Origin of the sequence: Klebsiella pneumoniae (assembly GCF_000742135.1) — a bacterium.
Classification (GTDB): domain Bacteria; phylum Pseudomonadota; class Gammaproteobacteria; order Enterobacterales; family Enterobacteriaceae; genus Klebsiella; species Klebsiella pneumoniae.
Window position 1 is genome coordinate 3143158 of sequence record NZ_KN046818.1, and the last position, 23687, is coordinate 3166844.

Here is a 23687-nt window from a genome sequence, read left to right on the forward strand (position 1 = left end):
AGATGACGGCTGAATTATTAGTTAACGTAACGCCATCCGAAACGCGCGTTGCGTATATTGATGGCGGTATTCTGCAGGAAATCCATATTGAGCGTGAAGCGCGACGCGGAATAGTAGGCAATATCTACAAAGGTCGTGTTAGCCGAGTGCTGCCGGGAATGCAGGCGGCTTTTGTAGATATTGGTCTGGATAAGGCGGCGTTCCTTCACGCCTCCGATATCATGCCGCATACCGAGTGCGTCGCCGGTGAGGAGCAAAAGCAGTTTACCGTGCGCGATATTTCGGAGCTGGTGCGCCAGGGCCAGGACCTGATGGTCCAGGTGGTTAAAGATCCGCTGGGTACCAAAGGCGCGCGTCTGACCACCGATATTACCCTGCCTTCCCGCTATCTGGTCTTTATGCCAGGCGCCTCCCACGTGGGGGTCTCTCAGCGGATTGAAAGCGAAGCCGAGCGCGAGCGCCTAAAAAAGGTCGTCGCAGAATATTGCGATGAGCAGGGCGGGTTTATCATTCGCACCGCTGCGGAAGGCGTTCACGAGCAGGAGATGGCCGCCGATGCCGCTTATCTTAAGCGCGTATGGACCAAGGTGATGGAGCGCAAAAAGCGCAACCAGACCCGCTATCAGCTGTATGGCGAGCTGGCTCTGGCCCAGCGCGTGCTGCGTGATTTTGCCGATGCGCAACTGGATCGCATTCGCGTCGACTCGCGCCTGACCTATGAGGCGTTGCTCGAATTCACCGCCGAATATATCCCGGAAATGACCAGCAAGCTGGAACACTACAGCGGCCGTCAGCCGATATTCGATCTCTTTGACGTTGAGAACGAAATTCAGCGCGCGCTGGAGCGTAAAGTCGAGCTCAAATCGGGGGGCTATCTGATCATCGACCAGACCGAGGCGATGACCACCATCGATATCAACACCGGGGCCTTTGTCGGGCACCGCAATCTTGACGATACGATCTTCAATACCAACATCGAAGCCACCCAGGCGATAGCCCGCCAGCTACGTTTGCGTAATCTCGGCGGCATTATTATCATTGATTTCATAGACATGAACAATGAAGATCACCGTCGACGGGTGTTGCACTCTTTAGAGCAGGCGCTGAGTAAAGATCGGGTGAAGACCAGCATTAACGGCTTCTCCCAGCTGGGCCTGGTGGAGATGACCCGTAAACGCACCCGTGAAAGCGTGGAGCATGTGCTGTGCAACGAGTGCCCAACCTGCCACGGACGTGGAACGGTAAAGTCGGTGGAAACGGTGTGCTATGAGATTATGCGTGAGATCGTCCGCGTACATCATGCTTATGATTCCGATCGCTTCCTGGTCTATGCTTCCCCTGCGGTGGCGGAAACCCTGAAAGGGGAAGAGTCGCATGCGCTGGCGGAAGTGGAAATCTTTGTCGGCAAACAGGTGAAGGTACAAATTGAGCCGCTCTATAATCAAGAGCAGTTCGATGTGGTTATGATGTAAGACACCGCGTCATTGTGCGGCTGACAAGGAGAGAGGCGTGAGGCGACTGCCCGGGATTTTATTGCTCACCGTGGCAACATTGATTGTTATCGTCGCGCTGCTGGTGAGTGGCTTGCGTCTCGTGTTGCCACAGCTCGACGCCTGGCGTCCGCAGCTGCTGGAGAAGATCTCCACCCTCACCGGTACGCCGGTGGACGCCTCGCAGATCACCGCCAGCTGGCAGACTTTTGGTCCGACGTTAGACGCCCGCGATATCCATGTCGGGCTGAAAGATGGCGGCACAATGGCGGTCAAGCGCGTAACCCTGGCGCTGGATGTCTGGCAGAGCCTGCTGCATATGCGCTGGCAGTTCCGCGACCTCACCTTCTGGCAGCTGCAGGTCCATACCAATACCCCTATTCAGACCAATGACGGTGGCGAAAGCCTGAAAACCGACCGCATCAGCGATCTCTTTTTACGTCAGTTCGATCACTTTACTCTGCGCGACAGCCATCTGAGCTTCCTGACCCTTTCCGGTCAGCGGGCGGAGCTGGCGGTTCCGCAGCTGACATGGCTTAACGACAGGAACCGTCATCGCGCCGAGGGGCAGCTCAGCCTCTCCAGCCTCACCGGCCAGCATGGCGTCATGCAGGTGCGGATGGATCTTCGCGATGAGGATGGCCTGCTGAATAAAGGCCGGGTCTGGCTGCAGGCGGATGATATCGACGTCAAACCGTGGCTGGGACGCTGGATGCAGGACAATATCGCCCTGAAAAGCGCCCGCTTCAGCCTCGAAGGCTGGATGACCATTGAAAAAGGCGATGTGGCCAGCGGCGACGTATGGCTGAAAAAAGGGGGCGCCAGCTGGCAGGGCGATAACGAAGTCCATCATTTGTCGGTGGATAACCTGACGGCGCATCTCTCCCATGATAAGCAAAGCTGGGCCTTTTATATTCCCGATACGCGGATCGCTATCGATGATAAACCCTGGCCAAGCGGAGCCCTGGCGATGGCGTGGATCCCGGCGCAGGACGTTGGTGGCGACGATCGTCAGCGTAGCGATGAGTTACGTATTCGCGCCAGCAATTTGGCCCTCAGCGGCCTGAGCGGGTTACAGCCGTTTGCTGATAAGCTGGCGCCTTCTCTGGGCGAACTCTGGCGTACCACGCAGCCTGGCGGCAAAATCAATTTGCTGGCTCTCGATATCCCCCTGCAGGCGACGGAGAAAACGCGTTTTCAGGCGCAGTGGAGCGATCTGGCGTGGAAGCAGTGGAAACTCCTGCCTGGGGCAGAGCACTTCTCCGGCAGTCTGAATGGCAGCGTTGAGCACGGGGAATTACGCGCCCATATGGCGAAGGCGCTGATGCCGTATGCCGGCGTCTTCCGCGCGCCGCTGGAGATAGCCGCTGGCGAAGCCACGCTCAGTTGGGTGAAAAACGACAAAGGGTTTATGCTTGATGGCCGCGATATAGACGTGCAGGCGACAGGCGTACGCGCCCGCGGCGGCTTCCGCTATCTGCAACCGCAGGGGGACGATCCCTGGCTGGGCATTCTGGCGGGCATCAGCACCAATGACGGTGGCCAGGCATGGCGTTATTTCCCGGAAAATCTGATGGGCAAAGCGCTGGTGGACTATCTCAGCGGCGCGATTAAAGCAGGGCAAGCCAGCGATGCGACGCTAGTGTATGGCGGCAATCCGCATCTATTCCCTTATCCGCATAATGAAGGCCAGTTCCAGGTTTATGTTCCGCTGAAGAACGCCACTTTTGCCTTCCAACCGGACTGGCCGGCGCTAACCGGGCTGAACATCGACCTCAATTTTATCAACAACGGCCTGTGGATGCGGGCGGATAAAGCGATGCTTGGCAACGTGACCGCCAGCAATCTCGATGCCGCGATCCCGGACTATGCGCAGGAAAAACTGCTGATTGATGCCGATATCAAAGGCCCGGGCAAAGAGGTTGGACCTTACTTTAATACTACGCCGCTGAAAGAGTCGCTCGGGGCGGCGCTGGATTCCCTGCAGCTGGATGGGGATGTGAGCGCTCGCTTACATCTGAATATCCCCCTCGACGGCGAGATGACCACCGCGAAAGGCGATGTGCGCCTGCAGAATAATAGCCTGTTTATCAAACCGTTAGATACTACGCTGCAGAACCTGAGCGGTAATTTCAGCTTTGTGAATGGCGATCTCAATAGTCAAACGTTGAGCGCGACCTGGTTTAATCAGCCGCTGAACCTCAATTTTTCCACCCGCGAAGGTGAAAAAGCGTTTCTGGTGGATGTCGGGATGAATGCCAACTGGCAGCCGTCGCGCACCGGGCTGCTGCCGAAAGCCGTGAGTGAGGCGTTGAGCGGTAGCGTCCCGTGGGATGGCAAGGTCGCCATCGAACTGCCGTACCATGGCAATGCCAGCTATAAGGTCGATATCAACGGCGATCTGAAGAATGTGAGCAGTCGCTTACCTTCGCCAGTCAGTAAGCCCGCCGGCGAACCCCTTCCGGTCAAAATTAACGTCGCCGGCGGCCTGAGCAGCTTCGACCTGACCGGCTCCATCGGGGCGAAGAATCATATTAACAGCCGCTGGTTGCTCAATCATAAGCTGACGCTGGATAGAGCGATCCTTACCACTGACAGCAAAGGGCACTCTCCGCTGCCCGATCAGCCCGGTATCGAGCTCAACCTGCCGCCGATGGATGGCGCGCAGTGGCTGGCGCTCTTCGAGAACGGCGCGGCAAATGAAGTGAGCAGCAGCGTGCTCTTTCCACCGCGCATTGTGCTGCGTACGCCGTCGCTGGCCCTCGCGGGTCAACAGTGGAACAACGTCAGTCTGATGTCCCAGCCGGTCGCCGGCGGCTCGCAGGTTGAGGCGCAGGGGCGTGAGATCAATGCCACATTGACGATGCGCGACAATGCTCCGTGGCTGGCAAATGTGCGTTATCTCTATTTCAATCCGGCCAGCGCCAGCGGCCAGAACGCAACAGAGAATGTTGCCCCCCAGACGGCGACGCGGCTGGATTTCCATGGCTGGCCCGATCTGCAGCTACGCTGCGCGGAATGCTGGCTGTGGGGACAAAAATATGGCCGCATCGATGGGGATGTGGCGATCAAAGGGGATACCTTAACGCTCTCCAACGGCCTGGTGGATACCGGGTTTGGCCGGCTGACGACCAACGGCGTGTGGGTGAACGCCCCTTCAGGGGTTCGAACCTCGCTGAAAGGCAGACTGCACGGCAATAAGACGGATGCATTTGCGGATTTCTTTGGCGTCTCCACGCCGGTGAAGGATTCGCCGTTTGATATCGACTACGATCTGCACTGGCGCGCGCCGCCCTGGTCACCCGATGTCGCGTCGCTCAATGGCATCATTAAAAGCCACCTGGGCAAGGGGCAGTTTACCGACCTGAGTACCGGGCACGCTGGCCAGCTGCTGCGTCTGCTGAGTGTGGATGCCCTGCTGCGTAAACTGCGTTTCGATTTCAGCGATACCTTCAGCGAAGGCTTTTACTTCGATTCGATTAACAGTACGGCATGGATTAAGGATGGCGTACTGCATACCGATGATACGCTGGTGGATGGCCTTGAAGCGGATATTGCTATGAAAGGGTCGGTCGATCTGGTGCGTCGCCAGCTGGATCTGCAGGCGGTGGTGGCGCCGGAGATCTCCGCGACCGTCGGCGTGGCGGCGGCCTTTGCCGTCAACCCCATCGTCGGCGCGGCGGTATTTGCCGCCAGCAAAGTGCTGGGTCCGCTGTGGAATAAAGTTTCGATTCTGCGCTACCGCATCACCGGCCCGATTGACCAGCCGCAGATCAATGAAGTGCTGCGCCAGGCGCGCAGCAATAAAAAGCAATGATTTGACGATTGCCGGGAATTGCCGCAATCTCAATAGATAGCCTTCTGTATTTCCGCCTGTCAGGCGGCAACAAACGAGTAGCATAACGATGAGTCTGAACCTGGTAAGTGAACAATTACTGTCGGCAAATGGCCTGAATCATCAGGACCTGTTTGCCATTCTTGGTCAACTGACCGAGCGCCGCCTCGATTACGGCGATCTCTATTTTCAGTCGAGCTATCACGAATCCTGGGTTCTGGAAGACAGCATCATTAAAGATGGGTCGTACAATATCGACCAGGGCGTAGGCGTGCGCGCCGTCAGCGGCGAAAAAACGGGCTTTGCCTACGCCGATCAGATCAGCAAACTGGCGCTGGAGCAGAGCGCCCAGGCGGCGCGGACCATTGTGCGCGACACCGGCAATGGCAAAGTGCAGACCCTCGGCGCCGTAGAGCATCGTGCCCTGTACACCAGCATCGACCCGCTGCAGAGTATGACCCGGGAAGAGAAGCTGGATATTCTGCGCCGGGTAGACAAAGTCGCCCGGGCGGCGGACCAGCGGGTGCAGGAGGTTTCAGCCAGCCTGAGCGGGGTGTATGAGCTGATCCTGGTCGCCGCCACCGATGGCACTCTGGCCGCCGACGTTCGTCCGCTGGTTCGTCTTTCCGTCAGCGTGCTGGTGGAAGAGGATGGCAAGCGTGAGCGCGGCAGCAGCGGCGGTGGCGGGCGTTTTGGTTATGACTATTTCCTCGCCTCCCAGGAGGGCGACGTGCGGGCTGATGCCTGGGCGAAAGAAGCGGTGCGCATGGCGCTGGTCAACCTCTCGGCGGTCGCCGCCCCTGCGGGGATGCTGCCGGTGGTGCTCGGCGCCGGCTGGCCTGGCGTCCTGCTGCATGAAGCGGTCGGCCATGGGCTGGAAGGCGATTTCAACCGGCGTGGCACCTCGGTCTTTAGTGGCCATATGGGGGAATTAGTCGCCTCTGAGCTGTGCACCGTAGTGGATGACGGCACCATCGCCGATCGCCGTGGCTCGGTGGCCATTGATGACGAAGGGACGCCGGGGCAATACAACGTGCTAATCGAAAACGGCATTCTGAAAGGCTATATGCAGGATAAACTCAACGCGCGCCTGATGGGCGTCGCACCGACCGGCAATGGCCGACGTGAGTCGTATGCCCATCTGCCGATGCCGCGTATGACCAACACCTATATGCTGGCGGGCCAGTCAACGCCACAGGAGATTATCGAATCGGTCGACTACGGTATCTTTGCGCCTAACTTCGGCGGCGGGCAGGTGGATATCACCTCCGGTAAATTCGTCTTCTCCACTTCCGAGGCCTATCTGATCGAAAAAGGGAAGGTCACGAAGGCGGTGAAAGGGGCCACGCTGATTGGCTCCGGCATTGAGACCATGCAGCAGATTTCGATGGTGGGCAACGACCTGCGTCTGGATAACGGCGTCGGCGTCTGTGGCAAAGAGGGCCAGAGCGTGCCGGTGGGCGTCGGCCAGCCGACCCTGAAGGTCGATAACCTTACCGTCGGCGGCACCGCCTGATCCTGACCTGGTTCCCGGCGCTGCCGGGAACCGCTTCACCGGGCGATCCCGCGCCCGTGCATGCCCTGATAGATCTTCGCCACGTCGACAAAATACTCCGTCAGATAGTTGATACAGACCTGCACTTTCAGCGGCAATTTATCCTTTTCCGTATACAGGGCGTAGACCGGTCGCGGATCGGACTGATAGCTGGGCAGCAGGATCTCAAGCTCACCGCGGTTGATCTCTTCGATCGCCCACATTAAGGGTACATAGGCGATACCCACCCCGGCGGTCAGCCAGCGCACCAGCGTCATAGGGTCGTTGGTCACGAAGCGCCCCTGCGGGGTCAGGCGGGTCGAGATCCCTTCCGGCGCGATAATGACAAACTCATTGTCCGGCCGCACGCTATATTCCAGCCAGGCATGTCCGGCAAGGTCGGCCGGTTTCTCTGGATTGCCAGCCTGCGCCAGATAGCTTTTAGCGGCGCATAATACCATCGGCATTGAGCCCAGGCGGCGGGAAAAAAGGCTGGAATCCTGCAGGGCGCCCACGCGGATCACCACGTCAAGGCCGTCGGCGATCAGGTCTGGCGCAGGTATGCCGGTGACCAGATTAACAGAGAGCCCGGGGTATTCTTTGAGCATTTTCGCCGTTATGCGCGCCAGAACATTCTGTGCCATAGTTGAAGAGCAGCCGATGCGCAGCGTCCCGATGGGGGTATTGTTAAATGCGTATAATTGCTCATGGACATCCTGCGCTTCAAACAGCATCCTACGGCAGCCCTGATAATAGATTTTACCTGCTTCAGTTAAGCCAAGGCTGCGGGTGCTGCGGTTGAGCAGCTTTACCTGCAGCTCATCTTCCAGTTTGGCGACGGTCTGACTGATCGAGGAAACGCTCATCTGAAGCTGGCGGGCCGCTGCGGTGAATGAACCTAATTCGACCACTTTGGCGAAAACGGACATGCGTTTTAATCGTTCCATTATTCACTCTGGCTTAAAAGTGATTTAGATCACACATTGTAGATAATGCGGCAATCGTTACGTTAATATATTGTTAGCTACATAATAAACGCATCTGCTCACTACCTGTACGCTTCTTATTCAAGGTCATCATGAGTCTGTTTCCTGTCATCGTGATTTTCGGCTTATCGTTTCCGCCGATCTTCTTCGAGTTGCTTTTGTCGCTGGCTATCTTTTGGCTGGTGCACCGACTGCTGGTTCCGACCGGCATTTACGATTTTGTCTGGCACCCAGCACTGTTTAATACGGCGCTCTATTGCTGCCTTTTTTATTTGATATCGCGCTTGTTCGTTTGAGGTTGATGTGAAAACACTAACAAGAAATATCCTCCGTACTGCCATTACCGTGATACTGGTCATTCTGGCCTTCGTGGCGATTTTCCGCGCCTGGGTTTATTACACCGCCTCGCCGTGGACGCGTGATGCGCGCTTTAGCGCCGACATTGTGGCGATTGCCCCCGACGTCTCCGGGCTGATTTCTCAGGTAAACGTCAAGGATAACCAACTGGTTAAGAAAGACCAGGTATTGTTCGTTATTGACCAACCTCGTTACCAAAAAGCGCTGGCGCAGGCGGAAGCTGATGTCGCCTATTATCAGACGTTAGCTCAGGAAAAACGCGTCGAAGCCGGTCGGCGTAATAAGCTTGGCGTACAGGCGATGTCGCGGGAAGAGATTGATCAGGCGAACAACGTACTGCAAACCGTTGAACATCAGCTGGCGAAAGCGGTGGCTAGTCGCGACCTGGCCAGGCTAGATCTGGAGCGGACGGTCATTCGCGCCCCTGCGGATGGCTGGGTGACTAACCTTAACGTCTACACTGGGGAATTTATCACCCGTGGCTCCACGGCGGTGGCGCTGGTGAAAGAGAATACGTTTTACGTCATGGCCTATCTGGAAGAGACCAAACTGGAGGGCGTCCGTCCAGGCTATCGTGCGGAGATTACCCCGCTGGGCAGCAGCAAAACCATTAAAGGGACGGTGGACAGTATCGCTGCGGGGGTGACCAACGCCAGCAGCAGCAGCGACTCGAAAGGGATGGCCTCGGTCGACTCCAACCTTGAGTGGGTGCGTCTGGCGCAGCGTGTGCCGGTGCGTATTCGCCTCGATCACCAGCAGGGGAATCTGTGGCCATCGGGCACCACGGCGACGGTAGTGATCACCGGTCAAGAAGATCGTGATACCAGCCAGGCCAACTTCTTCCAGAAACTGGCTATGCGCCTGCGCGAATTTGGTTAATTGCTATGGGGACATATACCATTGCTCCCCGGCATCTCCGCTTTGCCATTAAGCTTGCATGCGCGGTGGTGCTGGCGCTGTTTGTCGGTTTCCATTTTCAGCTCGAAACGCCGCGCTGGGCGGTACTGACGGCAGCGATCGTCGCCGCCGGGCCGGCCTTTGCTGCTGGCGGCGAACCGTACTCCGGCGCAATCCGCTATCGCGGTATGTTGCGTATTGCCGGGACCTTTATTGGCTGTATTGCGGCGCTGGTTATCATCATCCTGATGATCCGCGCGCCTCTGCTGATGATGCTGGTCTGCTGTCTGTGGGCCGGGTTTTGTACCTGGGTTTCGTCGCTGGTCAAGGTCGAAAACTCCTATGCCTGGGGGCTGGCCGGGTACACCGCGCTGATTATCATTATTACCATCCATACCAATCCGATGCTGGCGCCGCAGTTTGCTGTCGAACGCTGCAGCGAAATTGTCATCGGTATTGTCAGCGCCATCGTCGCCGATCTCCTGTTTTCGCCGCGTTCGATTAAAAAAGAGATCGACCTCGAGCTCGATAATCTGCTAATTGCACAGTATAAGCTGATGCAGTTATGCGTCGCGCACGGTGAAAAAGAGGAAGTGGATCAAGCTTGGGGAGCGCTGGTACGCCGCACTACGGCGCTGGAAGGTATGCGTAGTAACCTGATTATGGAATCCTCACGCTGGGCAAAGGCCAATCAGCGCCTGAAGGCGATCAACACCCTTTCGCTAACCCTTATCACCCAGGCTTGCGAAACCTATCTGATTCAGAACTCACGCCCGGAAATGGTCACGGACGACTATCGCGAGCTGTTCGCCGAGCCGGTTGAGACGGTGCAGGATGTTCACCAGCAGCTGAAGCGCATGCGCCGCTTCCTGACCTGGAAAGGCGAGCATAATACCCCGGTCACGATTTATAGCTGGGTGGGCGCCGCCACGCGTTATCTGCTGCTTAAGCGCGGCGTGGTGGGGAATACTAAAATCAGCCGTATCGAGGATGGCGTGTTGCGCGGCGAAACGGTGGTTAAAGTGGAGTCCGCCGAACGTCATCACGCGATGGTGAACTTCTGGCGCACCTCCGTCTCCTGTATTCTCGGAACGCTATTCTGGCTGTGGACGGGCTGGACCTCAGGCAGCGGCGCGATGGTAATGATCGCCGTGGTTACCGCGCTGGCGATGCGCCTGCCAAACCCGCGTATGGTGGCGATAGACTTCCTCTATGGCACCCTGGCGGCGTTACCGTTGGGCACCTTGTACTTCCTGGTGATCATGCCGGCGACGCAGCAGAGCATGCTGTTGCTTTGCATCAGCCTGGCGGCGATGGCGTTCTTTATCGGAATCGAAGTGCAAAAAAGGCGTCTCGGATCGCTGGGGGCGCTGGCGAGCACCATCAACATTCTGGTGCTGGATAACCCGATGCAGTTCCAGTTCAGCCAGTTCCTCGATAGCGCGCTGGGGCAGATCGTCGGCTGTTTCCTCGCTCTGATGGTTATTCTTATTGTCAGGGATAACTCCCGGGCCAGAACCGGTCGGGTGCTGCTGAACCAGTTTGTCTCCGCGGCGGTCTCTTCGCTGACCACCAACTCGGCGCGTCGCAAAGAGAATCATCTGCCCGCGCTCTATCAGCAGCTGTTTTTATTACTCAATAAATTCCCGGGTGACGTCGCCCGTTTCCGTCTGGCGTTGACGTTAATCATCGCCCATCAGCGCTTGCGCGATGCGCCCGTGCCGGTGAACGACGATCTCTCCGCCTTCCATCGTCAGCTGCGACGTACCGCGGACCATGTGATCTCCGCCGGCAGCGATGATAAGCGTCGGCGCTATTTTACCCAGCTGCTGGCGGAGCTTGATGTCTATCAGGAGAAGCTGCGGGTCTGGGAGGCCTCGCCGCAGGTTACCGAGCCGGTACGGCGACTGGTTGAGATGCTGCATAAGTACCAGCATGTGCTGACCAGCAGCTAACCCATAAACCGACGCCCAGGCGTCGGTTTTTTTATCGCTATACTTAACGGCGACAGAAAGAGAAGCGGGAGGGGCTGTCATGACCACCTATACGTTTGATTTTGACGAAATCGCCGAACAACAGGATTTCTACCGGGAGTTTTCCCGAACCTTCGAGCTGGCTCAGGATAAGGTCAACAACCTGGATTCGCTATGGGACGCAGTGACCGGTGGCCTGCTACCGCTGCCGCTGGATATTGAGTTCATCCATTTAAATGACAAGCAGCGCCGGCGCTTTGGCGCATTGATTTTATTGTTTGATGAAGCAGAGGAAGAGCTGGAGGGGGAGTTGCGTTTTAATGCCCGACAAGCATAAAAAAGCCCCCGGCAGGCGGGGGCAAGTCGTCGAAATAAGACGACGAGGGTTTATTTGTACAGCTCAGCGGTGGCGTGCCAGCTATCGCCGGTACGTGCTTCAATAATACGGTAGCTGCTGGCGCCTTCTTTCTCGGCTTTAGCCGCCAGTTCCTGACGCATGTCCATTGGCGCACTACCTACCTGGGATACGGAGATGGTGCCCATGGATTGCAGATTTTGGGCTTGCTCTGCGTTCACTTGCTGGACAGCCGCGCTGGCACCGAAAGAGAGAAGGGAAGCCAGGCCAAGGGATGCGATGATCATTGCGCGTTTCATAATCTTTACTCCAGTCTTTGTTTTGCCGCGGCGGGGCGATGTATGTCGCCGGGCCGCGGTAGAGAATTTTTGTCAGGTTAATCGTTGACGTCTAAAACTTATTTATACAGCTCAGCAGTGGCATGCCAGTGGTCGCCAGTGCGGGCTTCAATAATGCGGTAAGAAGAAGCCCCTTCTTCCTGCGCTTTTTTGTTCAGCATTTCATGCATATCCATCGGGGAAGATGCTACCGCGCCGACGGAAACCGTGCCGATGGCCTCGCGGCCCTGGGCCTGCTCGCTGTTGATAATATCAGCGGCGAAAGCGCCAAACGACACGACGGACAGGATGCTGATAGCAGCTACAGTGGTTTTGATTTTCATGATGTTCACCTCGTCGAATCTTTTTGTTGGGGGTCTTTGTTTCGTGACCCTCATCACAAAACCAAGTATACACTAATCACCAAAAATATTAATACCATGCTAATTGTTTTGTGCGTTAATAGTTACAATAGATTGCGCTTTTTATAACGGATAAGAATTAAAAATGACACGTTAGCGACAGCGATAAGATTTATTTCTAATAAATTCATAAAGGTATACGAATTTGATCTTTTGTGCGTTTTACGATTTTCGCGTTAGTAAAAGAACGTATAGACGGCGTAAATGACACTAAGTGTTAAATAGTTGTTGTGCCAGAAGGGGGGAGAGGCAAAAGAAAGGGGAGTCGCCCTCTGACGGTAGCCAGAGGGGAATTACTCAGAGTTCCTGCTCAAACAGAACCAGAATGGCGTCGTGCAGATCTTTCACCGTAAAACCGCGCGCAGGCGTGGTAAAGATGGTGTCATCCCCGGCGATACTGCCAAGAATGCCTTCCGCTTTGCCCAGCGAGTCGAGAAGACGGGCGATCAGCTGCGCGGCGCCGGGGCTGGTATGAATCACCACTACGGCATCGTTATAGTCGATATCCAGCACCAAATTCTTCAGCGGGCTGGAGGTGGTCGGTACCCCAAGCTCGGCAGGCAAGCAATAGACCATTTCCATTTTGGCGTTACGGGTACGCACCGCACCAAATTTGGTGAGCATGCGGGAAACCTTCGATTGGTTGATATTCTCGAAGCCCTCTTCCTGCAGCGCCTGGACGATCTCTCCCTGCGAGCTGAATTTCTCTTCTTTAAGCAGCGCTTTAAACGCTTTAACCAGTTCTTCTTGTTTTGCCGAACTTCGCATAAGTCACCCAGATTATGGTGGTAAAATCAACATCATTATGCATAACCATGAATTTTTATGCAAATAATCCGCGAAAGGATAGGTCAATAATGTTATGAAGGGGGCATATTTTAGCAAAAAAACCGTATAAGGAACATGTTCTCATCACAACGCTTAAAGCCATGTAAAAGTAAATGAAATGTTATTGAGTTGGTGTTGTTTTGCGCAACTGGCTGGGTGTATTGTAACCAATAGTCGATCCGGTACTTCGCTTTGCTGGATGGTCAGTCAGGAAGCATAAAGTGCGCCGCTGTTCTATTGCTACGCACAATAATGCATTCTTCAGCCATAATCATTGTAATTGTTCATCTTGTGAATTAAGGTCCAGGCGACGGAATAACGAAAGACTAAATTAACCATAATAAGGAGTTTAGGATGAAAGTTGCAGTCCTTGGCGCTGCCGGTGGTATCGGCCAGGCGCTTGCCCTACTACTTAAGACCCAACTGCCTTCAGGTTCAGAGCTCTCGTTGTACGACATCGCTCCGGTTACGCCGGGCGTGGCGGTAGATCTAAGTCATATCCCCACAGATGTAAAAATTAAAGGATTTTCCGGTGAAGACGCTACTCCGGCGCTGGAAGGCGCGGATGTAGTGCTGATCTCCGCGGGCGTGGCGCGTAAGCCCGGCATGGATCGTTCCGACCTGTTTAATGTGAATGCGGGTATCGTGAAGAACCTCGTGCAGCAGATTGCCAAAACCTGCCCGCAGGCCTGCATCGGCATTATCACCAACCCGGTGAATACCACCGTGGCTATCGCCGCCGAAGTACTGAAAAAAGCCGGCGTGTACGATAAAAACAAACTGTTCGGCGTTACCACGCTGGACATCATCCGTTCCAATACCTTTGTGGCGGAGCTGAAAGGTAAATCGGCAACCGAGGTGGAAGTCCCGGTCATTGGTGGTCACTCCGGGGTCACCATTCTGCCTTTACTGTCGCAGATCCCCGGCGTCAGCTTTAGCGATCAGGAAATTGCCGACCTGACTAAACGTATTCAGAACGCCGGTACCGAAGTCGTGGAAGCGAAAGCGGGCGGCGGGTCGGCGACCTTGTCGATGGGCCAGGCGGCTGCCCGTTTTGGTCTCTCTCTGGTTCGCGCCATGCAGGGGGAAAAAGGCGTGGTGGAGTGCGCCTACGTGGAAGGCGACGGCCACTATGCGCGTTTCTTCTCCCAGCCGCTGCTGCTGGGGAAAAACGGCGTGGAAGAGCGACAGTCTATCGGCAAACTCAGCGCCTTTGAACAGCAGGCGCTGGAGGGCATGCTGGACACCCTGAAGAAAGATATCGCGCTCGGCGAAGACTTCGTCAACAAGTAATCTCGCCCTAACAGAAGAGCCGGAACCGCTGTTCCGGCTTTTTATTGTCCAGCATTCATGGAAACCGGGTTTCTGGTCAGATTCCCGGCCGGTCCGGTATTTAGCGATTAACGTGGCTCCCCAAACAGGGAGCCGTTTAGTTGGTGGCCGGGTATTCCTGGACGGCGATATGGAGCGTGATTTTCTTATCATCACGCATGATGACCACCGGAATTTCCGATCCCGGGCGGATCTCGGCCACCTGATCCATCGTCTCCAGCGCCGAGACGGCGGGTTTGTCATTCACGGAGATGATTACGTCGTTGGCGCGGATCCCGGCTTGCGCCGCTGGACCGTCCGGGGCCACATCGTTAACGACGATCCCCTGAATCTGATCGATCCCTCCGCCCTGCGCGTGCAGCGGGGCGATCTCCCGGCCGCTAATGCCGATATAGCCGCGGATCACCCGGCCATCGCGGATCAGTTTATCCATAATTTTGGTCGCTAACTGGAACGGGATCGCAAAGCCAATGCCTTCCGGCGTTTCGCCGTCATTGCTCTTGTCAAAGGAGAGGGTGTTAATCCCCATCAGCTCGCCGAGGGAGTTCACCAGCGCCCCGCCGGAGTTACCGTGGTTGATCGAGGCATCAGTCTGCAGGAAGTTCTGGCGGCCGGTCGGATTGAGGCCAATGCGCCCTGTGGCGCTGATAATCCCCTGGGTGATGGTCTGCCCCAGGTTATAAGGGTTGCCAATCGCCAGCACCACGTCGCCGATGTGCGGCGTGCGTTTCGGATTGATCGGGATCACCGGCAGCCCGCCGGTAGCATTGATCTTGAGCACGGCGAGATCGGTGAGGGAATCGGATCCTACCAGCAGCGCTTCGAAGACGCGGCCGTCCTGCAGGGCGACGATAATCTGATCGGCATCGTTGATAACATGCTTGTTGGTCAGGATATAGCCGCGCTGATCCATAATCACCCCTGAGCCAAGCGTCAGCTGATTATGGCTGGTGCTGTTAAGGGCGCGGTTATAGACGTTCACCACGGCGGGCGCCGCGCGGCGCACCGCGGCGTTATAGCTCGCCGGGGAGTCGTCTGCCGTATCGTTCTGGGTAGTCGGCGCCAACTGCCACTGGCGCAGCGAGGGCATCAGGGCCAGCAGCAGACCCCCGACAAGCAAACCGATGAGTACTGAACGTAATAACTTTCCAGGCATGATGCAGATATCGTTAATGAATGGTCAGGCGCAGCATAGCATGAGTTGTCCGGACATCGCACATGGCGGCGATGCCCGGAGAGACAATCAGCGCAGCAGCAGATAGATGCTTTCGTTGCCGCGGATCACGTTCAGGGCGATGACCGGCGGTTTGCCTTCGAGCACTTTGCGCAGTTCGGCAATTGAGTGAATACGCTGCCGGTTAAGGCCAATGATAATGTCATCCTTATGCAGACCGACCTGGGCGGCGGCGCTGCCTTTATCCACATTATCGATCACCACTCCTTTGGTGCCATCTTTCATCTGGCCGTCGCTGAACGAGGCCCCCTGCAGCGCCGGGATAATCAGTTCCGCGCTGGCGGTTGAGGAGGTGCTCTTATCCAGGGTCACTTCGACATCGACCGGCTTTCCATCGCGCAGCAGGCCCAGTTTGACCTTGGTACCCGGCTCGGTGGTGGCGATCCGCGAACGCAGTTCGGCGAAACTGTTCAGCGGTTTGCCGTTCAGACTCACGATGACGTCCCCGGATTTAATCCCCGCTTTGGCGGAGCCGGAGTTTGGCAGGACTTCACTGACGAAGGCGCCGCGCTGAACGTTGAGATTCATCGCTTTGGCGATGTCGGCGCTCATTTCCATGCCTTTAATGCCCAACAGGCCGCGCTTGATTTCGCCAAACTGAATAAGCTGGTCGGCGAGGGTTTTCGCCATATTGCTTGGAATGGCAAAGCCGATGCCGATGCTGCCGCCGCCCGGCGCGAGGATCGCGGTGTTGATCCCGATAAGCTCGCCGTTGAGGTTCAGCAGCGCGCCGCCGGAATTGCCGCGGTTAATCGAGGCGTCGGTCTGAATGAAATTCTCCAGCCCTTCAAGGTTCAAGCCGCTGCGGCCAAGGGCAGAGATAATGCCGGAGGTGGCGGTCTGGCCAAGGCCGAACGGGTTGCCGACGGCGACGGCGAAGTCGCCGACGCGAAGTTTATCAGAGTCAGCAATGGCGATTTGCGTCAGGTGGTCTGGCTTAATCAGCTGCAGCAGAGCGATATCGCTCTGTTCATCGCTCCCGACCAGTTTGGCATCGAACTCACGGCCATCGTTCAGCTGGACGCTGATCTTCTGCGCCTGATTGATGACGTGGTTATTGGTCAGCACATAGCCTTTCGCCGCGTCGATGATAACGCCGGAGCCGAGCCCTTCAAACGGCTGCGCCTGCTCCTGCGGGGCGTTATCGCCAAAATATTTTTTCAGCTCTTCCGGCATATTGAGCGTCGGCGAGGCAGTGCCTTCCACCTGTACGCTAACCACCGCCGGCAGAACCTTTTCCAACATCGGCGCCAGGCTTGGTAACGCGCCCTGGCCGGGCACCTGAGTCGGTAAGGATGCCGCTGCCGGAGGCAGGACCGACAACGATAACCCAATGCTTAACGCTAACGCACTCAACAGCAAAGTCTGTTTCTTCATTAGATGCTGGCTCTCGTAACCTGAGGTGTATGGAAAAATGTCCTGAATAACCTGATGTTATTGAATTTTTGCACAGGTAACAACGTGGGGACTGGTTTAAATTGTAGCCGGGAAGTGGGGGAAGGAGCGGGCGCGACGGGCGCGCCCGGAGAATATTTTAATCGCAGCGAGGCTTAATCGCGTTTTGCGCCTCCGCGCAGTAAACCGGATGCGCCCTCGGAGTAGTCGCGCGGCATCTGGACCGGCGCCTGATCGTTGCTGGCTTCAGACTCTTCCAGACGGTTGCGGAACGGGTTGGCGTCTGCCATCGAGTCCGGCAGCAGGTTGTTAGAGCTTTTCGCCATATGCTGATATAGCTGACGATAGTCGTGCGCCATGTTATCCAGCAGTTCGGCGCTACGCGCAAAGTGGCTCACCAGCTCTTCACGGTACTCTTCAAGCTCGGCTTTATTCTTTTCCAGTTCGTACTGCAGCGCCTGCTGTTGGCGCAGTTTGCGGTTGCCGAAACGCATGGCGACGGCACCAATGATGATACCGACGACTAACCCAATTAGCGCGTATTCCCAGGTCATGAACATCTCCCGTTGTATTGTGGTTCCGTAGGGTGGCTCTTAGGCTCTCCGCCTGCGCCCGATAGTGCCACTATAACCGCTAATTCCACAGAAGTGGAATCCTGGCGTATCATCGCGTAGTGTAGAACGGCCTTTTTTTCGTCAATCGTGAGCTTCGGCATTACGGTTTTCAAGGAATAACAATTAGATCATGCAAAGCCTGTCTCCAACATCGCGTTACCTTTTAGCCCTGAAAGAGGGCAGCCATCAACCCGACGACGTCCAGCAAGAAGCGGTGAGCCGCCTTGATACCATTTACCAGGAACTGCAGACGCAGCCCGCGCCGGTCGCGTCAGGCGGCGGTTTGCGCGCGAAATTCGGCAAACTGCTGGGTAAGCGCGAGCCGGCTGCCGGGACGGCACCTGTCCGCGGCCTGTATATGTGGGGCGGCGTGGGGCGAGGCAAAACCTGGCTGATGGACCTGTTTTACCAGAGCCTGCCGGGCGAGCGTAAACAGCGCCTGCATTTCCATCGTTTCATGCTGCGCGTACACGAAGAGCTGACCACCCTGCAGGGACATAGCGACCCGCTGGAGATCGTCGCCGACCGCTTTAAAGCGGAAACCGACGTGCTCTGTTTCGACGAGTTTTTTGTCTCCGATATTACCGACGCCATGCTGTTGGGCGGGCTGATGAAAGCCCTGTTCGCCCGCGGCATCACCCTGGTGGCGACCTCCAATATTCCGCCGGATGAACTCTATCGCAATGGCCTGCAGCGGGCCCGTTTTCTGCCGGCGATCGACGCCATCAAGCAGCATTGCGATATTATGAACGTCGATGCCGGCATCGATTATCGACTGCGTACCCTGACGCAGGCGCACCTGTGGCTGTCGCCGCTGAATAACGACACCCGCGAACAGATGGATAAACTGTGGCTCGCGCTGGCGGGCGCGCCGCGCGCTGCCGGGCCGACGCTGGAGATTAACCATCGCGAGCTGCCTACCCTCGGCGTAGAAAACCAGACGCTGGCGGCGTCATTCGCCACGCTATGCGTGGATGCGCGCAGCCAGCATGACTATATCGCGCTCTCCCGACTGTTCCATACGGTGATGCTGTTCGACGTGCCGGTGATGACCGCGCAGCTGGAGAGCGAGGCCCGCCGCTTTATCGCTCTGGTGGATGAGTTTTACGAGCGCCATGTAAAGCTGGTGGTCAGCGCGGCAGTGCCGCTGTACGACATTTACCAGGGCGAGCGGCTGAAGTTTGAGTTCCAGCGCTGTCTCTCGCGTCTGCAGGAGATGCAGAGCGAAGAGTACCTCAAACGTCCGCATATGCCCTGACAGGGGACTTTTTCAGGCGGATTCAGGGCCGCAAGGCCGCCCCGGGCGCGGCCTGAAAAATCTCATAAAGGGGTCGATCTTTGACCCCGACTTCTCTATAATCTTGCGACCCCACGTTACGAGAAGGTTTTTTTCCCGAAACTTTCTATGCGCCGGCATAGGCTATTCGAAGGGGTAGGTTTGCTGGACAATGTCGTGTGAACCTCAACTGACTAAACGTTTGGGTGTTCACCAACGTGTAACTTATTATTTGGGTAAGCTTTTAATGAAAACTTTTACAGCTAAACCAGAAACCGTAAAACGCGACTGGTATGTTGTTGACGCGACCGGTAAAACTCTGGGCCGTCTGGCTACTGAACTGGCTCGTCGCCTGCGCGGTAAGCACAAAGCGGAATACACTCCGCACGTTGATACCGGTGATTACATCATCGTTCTGAACGCAGAAAAAGTTGCTGTTACCGGCAACAAGCGCGAAGACAAAATGTACTACCACCACACCGGCCACATCGGTGGTATCAAAGAAGCGACCTTTGAAGAGATGATTGCCCGCCGTCCTGAGCGTGTGATTGAAATCGCGGTTAAAGGCATGCTGCCAAAAGGCCCGCTGGGTCGTGCTATGTACCGTAAACTGAAAGTTTACGCGGGTAACGAGCACAACCACGCGGCACAGCAACCGCAAGTTCTTGACATCTAATCGGGATTATAGGCAATGGCTGAAAATCAATACTACGGCACTGGTCGCCGCAAAAGTTCCGCAGCTCGCGTTTTCATCAAACCGGGCAACGGTAAAATCGTTATCAACCAGCGTTCTCTGGAACAGTACTTCGGTCGTGAAACTGCCCGCATGGTAGTTCGTCAGCCGCTGGAACTGGTCGATATGGTTGAGAAACTGGATCTGTACATCACTGTTAAAGGTGGTGGTATCTCTGGTCAGGCTGGTGCGATCCGTCACGGTATCACCCGCGCTCTGATGGAGTACGACGAGTCCCTGCGTTCCGAACTGCGTAAAGCTGGCTTCGTTACTCGTGACGCTCGTCAGGTTGAACGTAAGAAAGTCGGTCTGCGTAAAGCACGTCGTCGTCCGCAGTTCTCCAAACGTTAATTGTTTTCTGCTCACGCAGAACAATTTGCGAAAAAACCCGCTTCGGCGGGTTTTTTTATGGATAAAACGGCTGTTATCCACAAGCATAGCGCCGGTTCTCGCCACTTTTTCAGCATTTCCAGAATCCCCTCACCACAACGTCTTCAAAATCTGGTAAACTATCATCCAATTTTCTGCCCAAATGCTGGTGATTGTTCATTTTTTGTTTTATTCGTGAACGAAGGTGACATCGCGCTAATGGGGTTTTTACATCTGGCTGGTCATGAGTGGCCGGCAGCAGTACAAAATTCTGAATATACCTGGAGGTTTTCATGGCTGTCGCTGCCAACAAACGTTCGGTAATGACGCTGTTTTCTGGTCCTACTGACATCTATAGCCATCAGGTCCGCATTGTGCTGGCCGAGAAGGGTGTCAGTTTTGAGATAGAGCACGTGGAGAAGGATAACCCGCCTCAGGATCTGATTGACCTCAACCCGAATCAAAGCGTACCGACGCTGGTGGATCGTGAGCTCACTCTGTGGGAATCCCGCATCATTATGGAGTATCTGGATGAGCGTTTCCCGCACCCGCCGTTAATGCCGGTTTATCCGGTGGCGCGTGGTGAAAGCCGCCTGTATATGCAACGTATCGAGAAGGACTGGTATTCGCTGATGAACACCATCCAGAGCGGTACCGCAGCGCAAGCTGATGCTGCGCGTAAGCAGCTGCGTGAAGAACTGCTGGCCATCGCGCCGGTCTTCACCCAGAAACCTTACTTCCTGAGCGATGAGTTCAGCCTGGTGGACTGCTACCTGGCGCCGCTGCTGTGGCGTCTGCCGGTTCTTGGTGTGGAGCTGGTTGGCGCTGGCGCGAAAGAGCTCAAAGGCTATATGACTCGCGTATTTGAGCGTGATTCCTTCCTCGCTTCTTTAACTGAAGCCGAGCGTGAAATGCGCCTCGGTCGGGGCTAAATAATGGATGTATCACAGCTGACGCCGCGTCGCCCGTATCTGTTACGGGCGTTTTATGACTGGCTGCTGGATAACCAGCTGACGCCGCACCTGGTGGTGGATGTGACGCTGCCGGGCGTGCTCGTGCCGATGGAGTACGCGCGCGATGGGCAAATCGTTCTCAATATTGCCCCGCGTGCGGTAGGCAATCTCGAGCTGGCGAACGACGAAGTGCGCTTCAACGCGCGCTTTGGCGGGGTACCACGCAACGTGTCTGTCCCGCTGGCTGCGGTACTCGCCATCTACGCCCGTGAGAACGGCGCTGGTACGATGTTCGAACCGGAAGCGGCCTATGACGAAGACGTCAGCAGCCTCAACGATGATGACGTCGCGCCGGAGAGTGAAAGCGAAACGGTGATGTCGGTGATCGATGGCGATAAGCCGGATAATCACGACGACGATCCTGACGACACGCCGCCGCCGCGCGGTGGTCGCCCGGCGCTGCGCGTGGTGAAGTAAATCCCTTCTCTGACAGGCCCTGCGGGGCCTGTTTTTTTGTCTGTCCGCTTTGTTAACTCTGCCACAAACGAGGCGTCCCATGGCTGGTATCGTCATCGCCACAGGTAGTTTTTAGGGAGCAGACATGTCTTTACTCGCACAACTGGACCAGCGTATCCGTCATCATGGCGGATTAATTGTCTCCTGCCAGCCGGTGCCGGGCAGTCCGCTGGATAATCCCGCTATCGTCGCGGCAATGGCGCTGGCGGCTGAGCAGGCGGGAGCGGTAGCGCTGCGCATCGAAGGCCTGGCCAACCTGCAGGCCGTTCGTCCGTTAGTGACGGTGCCCGTTATTGGGTTGATCAAACGCGATTTGCCCGATAGCCCGGTGCGTATTACGCCATGGCTGGAAGATATCGACGCGCTGGCGCAGGGCGGAGCGGATATTATTGCTATTGACGGCACCCAGCGTCAGCGTCCGGCGTCAGTGTCGGCGCTATTAGCAGAAATTCATCGGCTGGGGAAAGTGGCGATGGCCGATTGCTCATCTCTCGACGATGCTCTCGAGTGCTGGCAGTTGGGGGCTGAGATTGTCGGCACGACTCTCTCCGGCTATACCGCAGAAGAGACGCCGGATGAGCCGGATCTGGCGCTGGTGCAATGCCTGAGCGCGGCGGGCTGCAGAGTGATTGCCGAAGGGCGCTATAACACGCCTGCCCAGGCGGCGGAGGCGATGCGCTGCGGCGCGTGGGCGGTGACCGTCGGCTCGGCGATTACCCGCCTGGAGCATATCTGCGGCTGGTATAATACGGCGCTGAAAGCGGCGGTTTGCCCGGCGAATGAGCAATAAAAAAGCCCGATGACGTTAACCATCGGGCTTTTATGCGTGAGGTTCCGGACCTAATCAGACTTCAAGGTAGTTGAGGATCCCGTCCGCCGCTTTACGGCCTTCGGCAATCGCGGTGACCACCAGATCGGAACCGCGAACGATATCGCCACCGGCGAAGATTTTTGGGTTGCTGGTCTGGAAGGCGTTTTCGCTGCCTTCCGGGGCGATAATACGGCCCTGGGAGTCCAGTTCGACGCTGTGCTTCGCCAGCCACTCCATGCTGTGCGGACGGAAGCCAAACGCCATGACTACGGCGTCAGCCGGCACCACGTGCTCAGAGCCGGGGACGATCTCCGCGCGGCGGCGGCCCTTCGCATCCGGCTGGCCCATTTCGGTGCGCGCCATCTTCACGCCGCAAACCTTACCGTTGGCATTCACTTCCACGCCCAGCGGCTGGACGTTAAACTGGAACTCAACGCCTTCTTCGCGCGCGTTTTTCACTTCGCGTTTTGAGCCGGGCATGTTCTCTTCGTCACGGCGATAGGCGCAGATCACGTGCGCCGCATTCTGACGGACGGAGGTGCGTACGCAGTCCATCGCGGTGTCGCCACCGCCGAGCACCACCACGCGTTTGCCTTCCATGCTGACATAGGGCTCATCGGCGGTTTCACCAAAGCCCATGATCTGCTTAGTGTTAGCGATGAGGAACGGCAGCGCGTCGTAAACACCCGGGGCGTCTTCGTTGTCCAGTCCACCGCGCATCGACTGATAGGTCCCGACGCCGAGGAACACCGCATCGTACTCCTTCAGCAGGTCGTCGAGCTGCACGTCGCGGCCCACTTCGGTATTGAGTTTGAACTCAATGCCCATGCCGGTGAAGATCTCCCGGCGGCGGGTCATCACCTCTTTTTCCAGCTTGAACGCCGGGATACCGAAGGTCAGCAGGCCGCCGATTTCCGGATGGCGGTCAAATACCACCGCCTTGACGCCGTTACGGGTCAGCACGTCGGCGCAGGCGAGGCCCGCCGGGCCAGCGCCGATGATCGCGACGGTTTTACCGGTCGGCTTCACGTCGGAGAGATCCGGACGCCAGCCCATCTCGAATGCCTTATCGTTGATATAGCGTTCGATGTTGCCGATGGTCACCGCGCCGAACTCATCGTTCAGCGTACAGGAGCCTTCACACAGGCGGTCCTGCGGGCAGACGCGCCCGCAGACTTCCGGCAGAGTGTTGGTTTGATGCGACAGCTCGGCCGCTTCAAAAATACGCCCCTCGTTGGCCAGCTTCAGCCAGTTCGGGATGTAGTTATGCACCGGGCACTTCCATTCGCAGTACGGGTTGCCACAGGAGAGGCAGCGATCCGCCTGCGCCTTGGCCTGGCCTTCTGAAAACGGCTCGTAAATTTCCACAAACTCAATTTTACGGATCTTCAGCGGTTTCTTTGGCGGATCAACGCGCTGCAGGTCGATAAATTGATAAACGTTCTGACTCATCTTAACCC

Annotated in this window: 23 protein-coding genes; 15 read left to right on the forward strand and 8 right to left on the reverse strand. The window is 56.6% G+C overall.

Annotated features, from left to right (window positions below; genetic code table 11):
• The first annotated feature begins 2 nt into the window (after positions 1 to 2).
• The 3 genes from rng to tldD all read left to right on the forward strand — a co-directional run bounded on the left by rng (position 3) and on the right by tldD (position 6841).
• The gene (gene rng, locus DR88_RS10785) at positions 3 to 1472 is read left to right on the forward strand and encodes a ribonuclease G (protein WP_002918644.1); all 1470 of its coding nucleotides are present in this window, start codon (positions 3 to 5) and stop codon (positions 1470 to 1472) included.
• Between the two features lie 37 nt (positions 1473 to 1509).
• Entirely contained in the window at positions 1510 to 5307 is a 3798-nt protein-coding gene (yhdP, locus tag DR88_RS10780; RefSeq protein ID WP_004149972.1) for an AsmA2 domain-containing protein YhdP, read from the forward strand.
• An 88-nt stretch (positions 5308 to 5395) separates the two neighbouring features.
• Positions 5396 to 6841, forward strand: a complete 1446-nt coding sequence (tldD, locus tag DR88_RS10775) for a metalloprotease TldD (RefSeq protein ID WP_004144958.1) — start codon at positions 5396 to 5398, stop codon at positions 6839 to 6841.
• Positions 6842 to 6876: 35 nt separating this feature from the next.
• On the opposite strand, the gene aaeR is transcribed toward tldD, so the two are convergent.
• Positions 6877 to 7806, reverse strand: coding sequence for an HTH-type transcriptional activator AaeR (gene aaeR, locus DR88_RS10770; RefSeq protein ID WP_002918641.1), 930 nt, complete (start codon positions 7804 to 7806; stop codon positions 6877 to 6879).
• 131 nt (positions 7807 to 7937) lie between these two features.
• On the opposite strand from aaeR, the gene aaeX reads away from it, so the two are divergent.
• The 4 genes from aaeX to DR88_RS10750 all read left to right on the forward strand — a co-directional run bounded on the left by aaeX (position 7938) and on the right by DR88_RS10750 (position 11409).
• Positions 7938 to 8141, forward strand: coding sequence for a p-hydroxybenzoic acid efflux pump operon protein AaeX (gene aaeX / locus DR88_RS10765; RefSeq protein ID WP_002918640.1), 204 nt, complete (start codon positions 7938 to 7940; stop codon positions 8139 to 8141).
• Between the two features lie 7 nt (positions 8142 to 8148).
• Positions 8149 to 9081, forward strand: a complete 933-nt coding sequence (gene aaeA, locus DR88_RS10760) for a p-hydroxybenzoic acid efflux pump subunit AaeA (protein ID WP_002918639.1) — start codon at positions 8149 to 8151, stop codon at positions 9079 to 9081.
• Between the two features lie 5 nt (positions 9082 to 9086).
• On the forward strand, positions 9087 to 11054 hold the full coding sequence (gene aaeB / locus DR88_RS10755) for a p-hydroxybenzoic acid efflux pump subunit AaeB (protein WP_002918632.1): 1968 nt from the start codon (positions 9087 to 9089) through the stop codon (positions 11052 to 11054).
• 79 nt (positions 11055 to 11133) lie between these two features.
• Complete coding sequence (locus DR88_RS10750; protein WP_002918629.1) at positions 11134 to 11409, forward strand: barstar family protein; 276 nt, start codon at positions 11134 to 11136, stop codon at positions 11407 to 11409.
• Positions 11410 to 11459: 50 nt separating this feature from the next.
• Here DR88_RS10750 and yhcN-B read toward each other — a convergent pair whose 3' ends face one another.
• The 3 genes from yhcN-B to argR all read right to left on the reverse strand — a co-directional run bounded on the left by yhcN-B (position 11460) and on the right by argR (position 12934).
• Positions 11460 to 11726, reverse strand: a complete 267-nt coding sequence (yhcN-B, locus tag DR88_RS10745) for a DUF1471 family stress response protein YhcN-B (protein ID WP_002918627.1) — start codon at positions 11724 to 11726, stop codon at positions 11460 to 11462.
• A gap of 98 nt (positions 11727 to 11824) precedes the next feature.
• Positions 11825 to 12088 carry a peroxide/acid stress response protein YhcN gene (gene yhcN / locus DR88_RS10740; protein WP_002918626.1) on the reverse strand — a complete coding sequence of 88 codons (264 nt, stop codon included), beginning with the start codon at positions 12086 to 12088 and terminating at the stop codon, positions 11825 to 11827.
• 375 nt (positions 12089 to 12463) lie between these two features.
• Complete coding sequence (gene argR, locus DR88_RS10735) at positions 12464 to 12934, reverse strand: transcriptional regulator ArgR (RefSeq protein ID WP_002918625.1); 471 nt, start codon at positions 12932 to 12934, stop codon at positions 12464 to 12466.
• A 414-nt stretch (positions 12935 to 13348) separates the two neighbouring features.
• Here argR and mdh point away from each other — a divergent pair, with 414 nt between their 5' ends.
• Entirely contained in the window at positions 13349 to 14287 is a 939-nt protein-coding gene (gene mdh, locus DR88_RS10730; RefSeq protein ID WP_002918570.1) for a malate dehydrogenase, read from the forward strand.
• A 136-nt stretch (positions 14288 to 14423) separates the two neighbouring features.
• On the opposite strand, the gene degS is transcribed toward mdh, so the two are convergent.
• The 3 genes from degS to zapG form a co-directional block, all read right to left on the reverse strand.
• Complete coding sequence (gene degS, locus DR88_RS10725; RefSeq protein ID WP_002918568.1) at positions 14424 to 15482, reverse strand: outer membrane-stress sensor serine endopeptidase DegS; 1059 nt, start codon at positions 15480 to 15482, stop codon at positions 14424 to 14426.
• Positions 15483 to 15569: 87 nt separating this feature from the next.
• The gene (gene degQ / locus DR88_RS10720) at positions 15570 to 16937 is read right to left on the reverse strand and encodes a serine endoprotease DegQ (RefSeq protein ID WP_004149967.1); all 1368 of its coding nucleotides are present in this window, start codon (positions 16935 to 16937) and stop codon (positions 15570 to 15572) included.
• A gap of 173 nt (positions 16938 to 17110) precedes the next feature.
• Positions 17111 to 17509 carry a Z-ring associated protein ZapG gene (gene zapG, locus DR88_RS10715; protein WP_002918565.1) on the reverse strand — a complete coding sequence of 133 codons (399 nt, stop codon included), beginning with the start codon at positions 17507 to 17509 and terminating at the stop codon, positions 17111 to 17113.
• Positions 17510 to 17699: 190 nt separating this feature from the next.
• On the opposite strand from zapG, the gene zapE reads away from it, so the two are divergent.
• From zapE to DR88_RS10685, 7 genes are all read left to right on the forward strand, one after another.
• Complete coding sequence (gene zapE / locus DR88_RS10710; protein ID WP_004144945.1) at positions 17700 to 18827, forward strand: cell division protein ZapE; 1128 nt, start codon at positions 17700 to 17702, stop codon at positions 18825 to 18827.
• 265 nt (positions 18828 to 19092) lie between these two features.
• Entirely contained in the window at positions 19093 to 19521 is a 429-nt protein-coding gene (gene rplM, locus DR88_RS10705) for a 50S ribosomal protein L13 (protein WP_002918559.1), read from the forward strand.
• A gap of 15 nt (positions 19522 to 19536) precedes the next feature.
• Positions 19537 to 19929 carry a 30S ribosomal protein S9 gene (gene rpsI / locus DR88_RS10700; protein WP_000829818.1) on the forward strand — a complete coding sequence of 131 codons (393 nt, stop codon included), beginning with the start codon at positions 19537 to 19539 and terminating at the stop codon, positions 19927 to 19929.
• Positions 19930 to 19986: 57 nt separating this feature from the next.
• On the forward strand, positions 19987 to 20271 hold the full coding sequence (locus DR88_RS30880; RefSeq protein WP_135801240.1) for a hypothetical protein: 285 nt from the start codon (positions 19987 to 19989) through the stop codon (positions 20269 to 20271).
• Positions 20241 to 20879: a stringent starvation protein SspA gene (gene sspA / locus DR88_RS10695; RefSeq protein WP_002918467.1), complete on the forward strand. Its 639-nt coding sequence runs from the start codon at positions 20241 to 20243 to the stop codon at positions 20877 to 20879. Before DR88_RS30880 ends, sspA begins: the two co-directional genes overlap by 31 nt.
• Before the next feature lie 3 nt (positions 20880 to 20882).
• Entirely contained in the window at positions 20883 to 21377 is a 495-nt protein-coding gene (gene sspB / locus DR88_RS10690) for a ClpXP protease specificity-enhancing factor (RefSeq protein ID WP_002918465.1), read from the forward strand.
• A gap of 124 nt (positions 21378 to 21501) precedes the next feature.
• Positions 21502 to 22206: an N-acetylmannosamine-6-phosphate 2-epimerase gene (locus tag DR88_RS10685; RefSeq protein WP_004185859.1), complete on the forward strand. Its 705-nt coding sequence runs from the start codon at positions 21502 to 21504 to the stop codon at positions 22204 to 22206.
• A 54-nt stretch (positions 22207 to 22260) separates the two neighbouring features.
• On the opposite strand, the gene DR88_RS10680 is transcribed toward DR88_RS10685, so the two are convergent.
• Complete coding sequence (locus DR88_RS10680; RefSeq protein ID WP_002918461.1) at positions 22261 to 23679, reverse strand: glutamate synthase small subunit; 1419 nt, start codon at positions 23677 to 23679, stop codon at positions 22261 to 22263.
• Positions 23680 to 23687 lie beyond the last annotated feature (8 nt).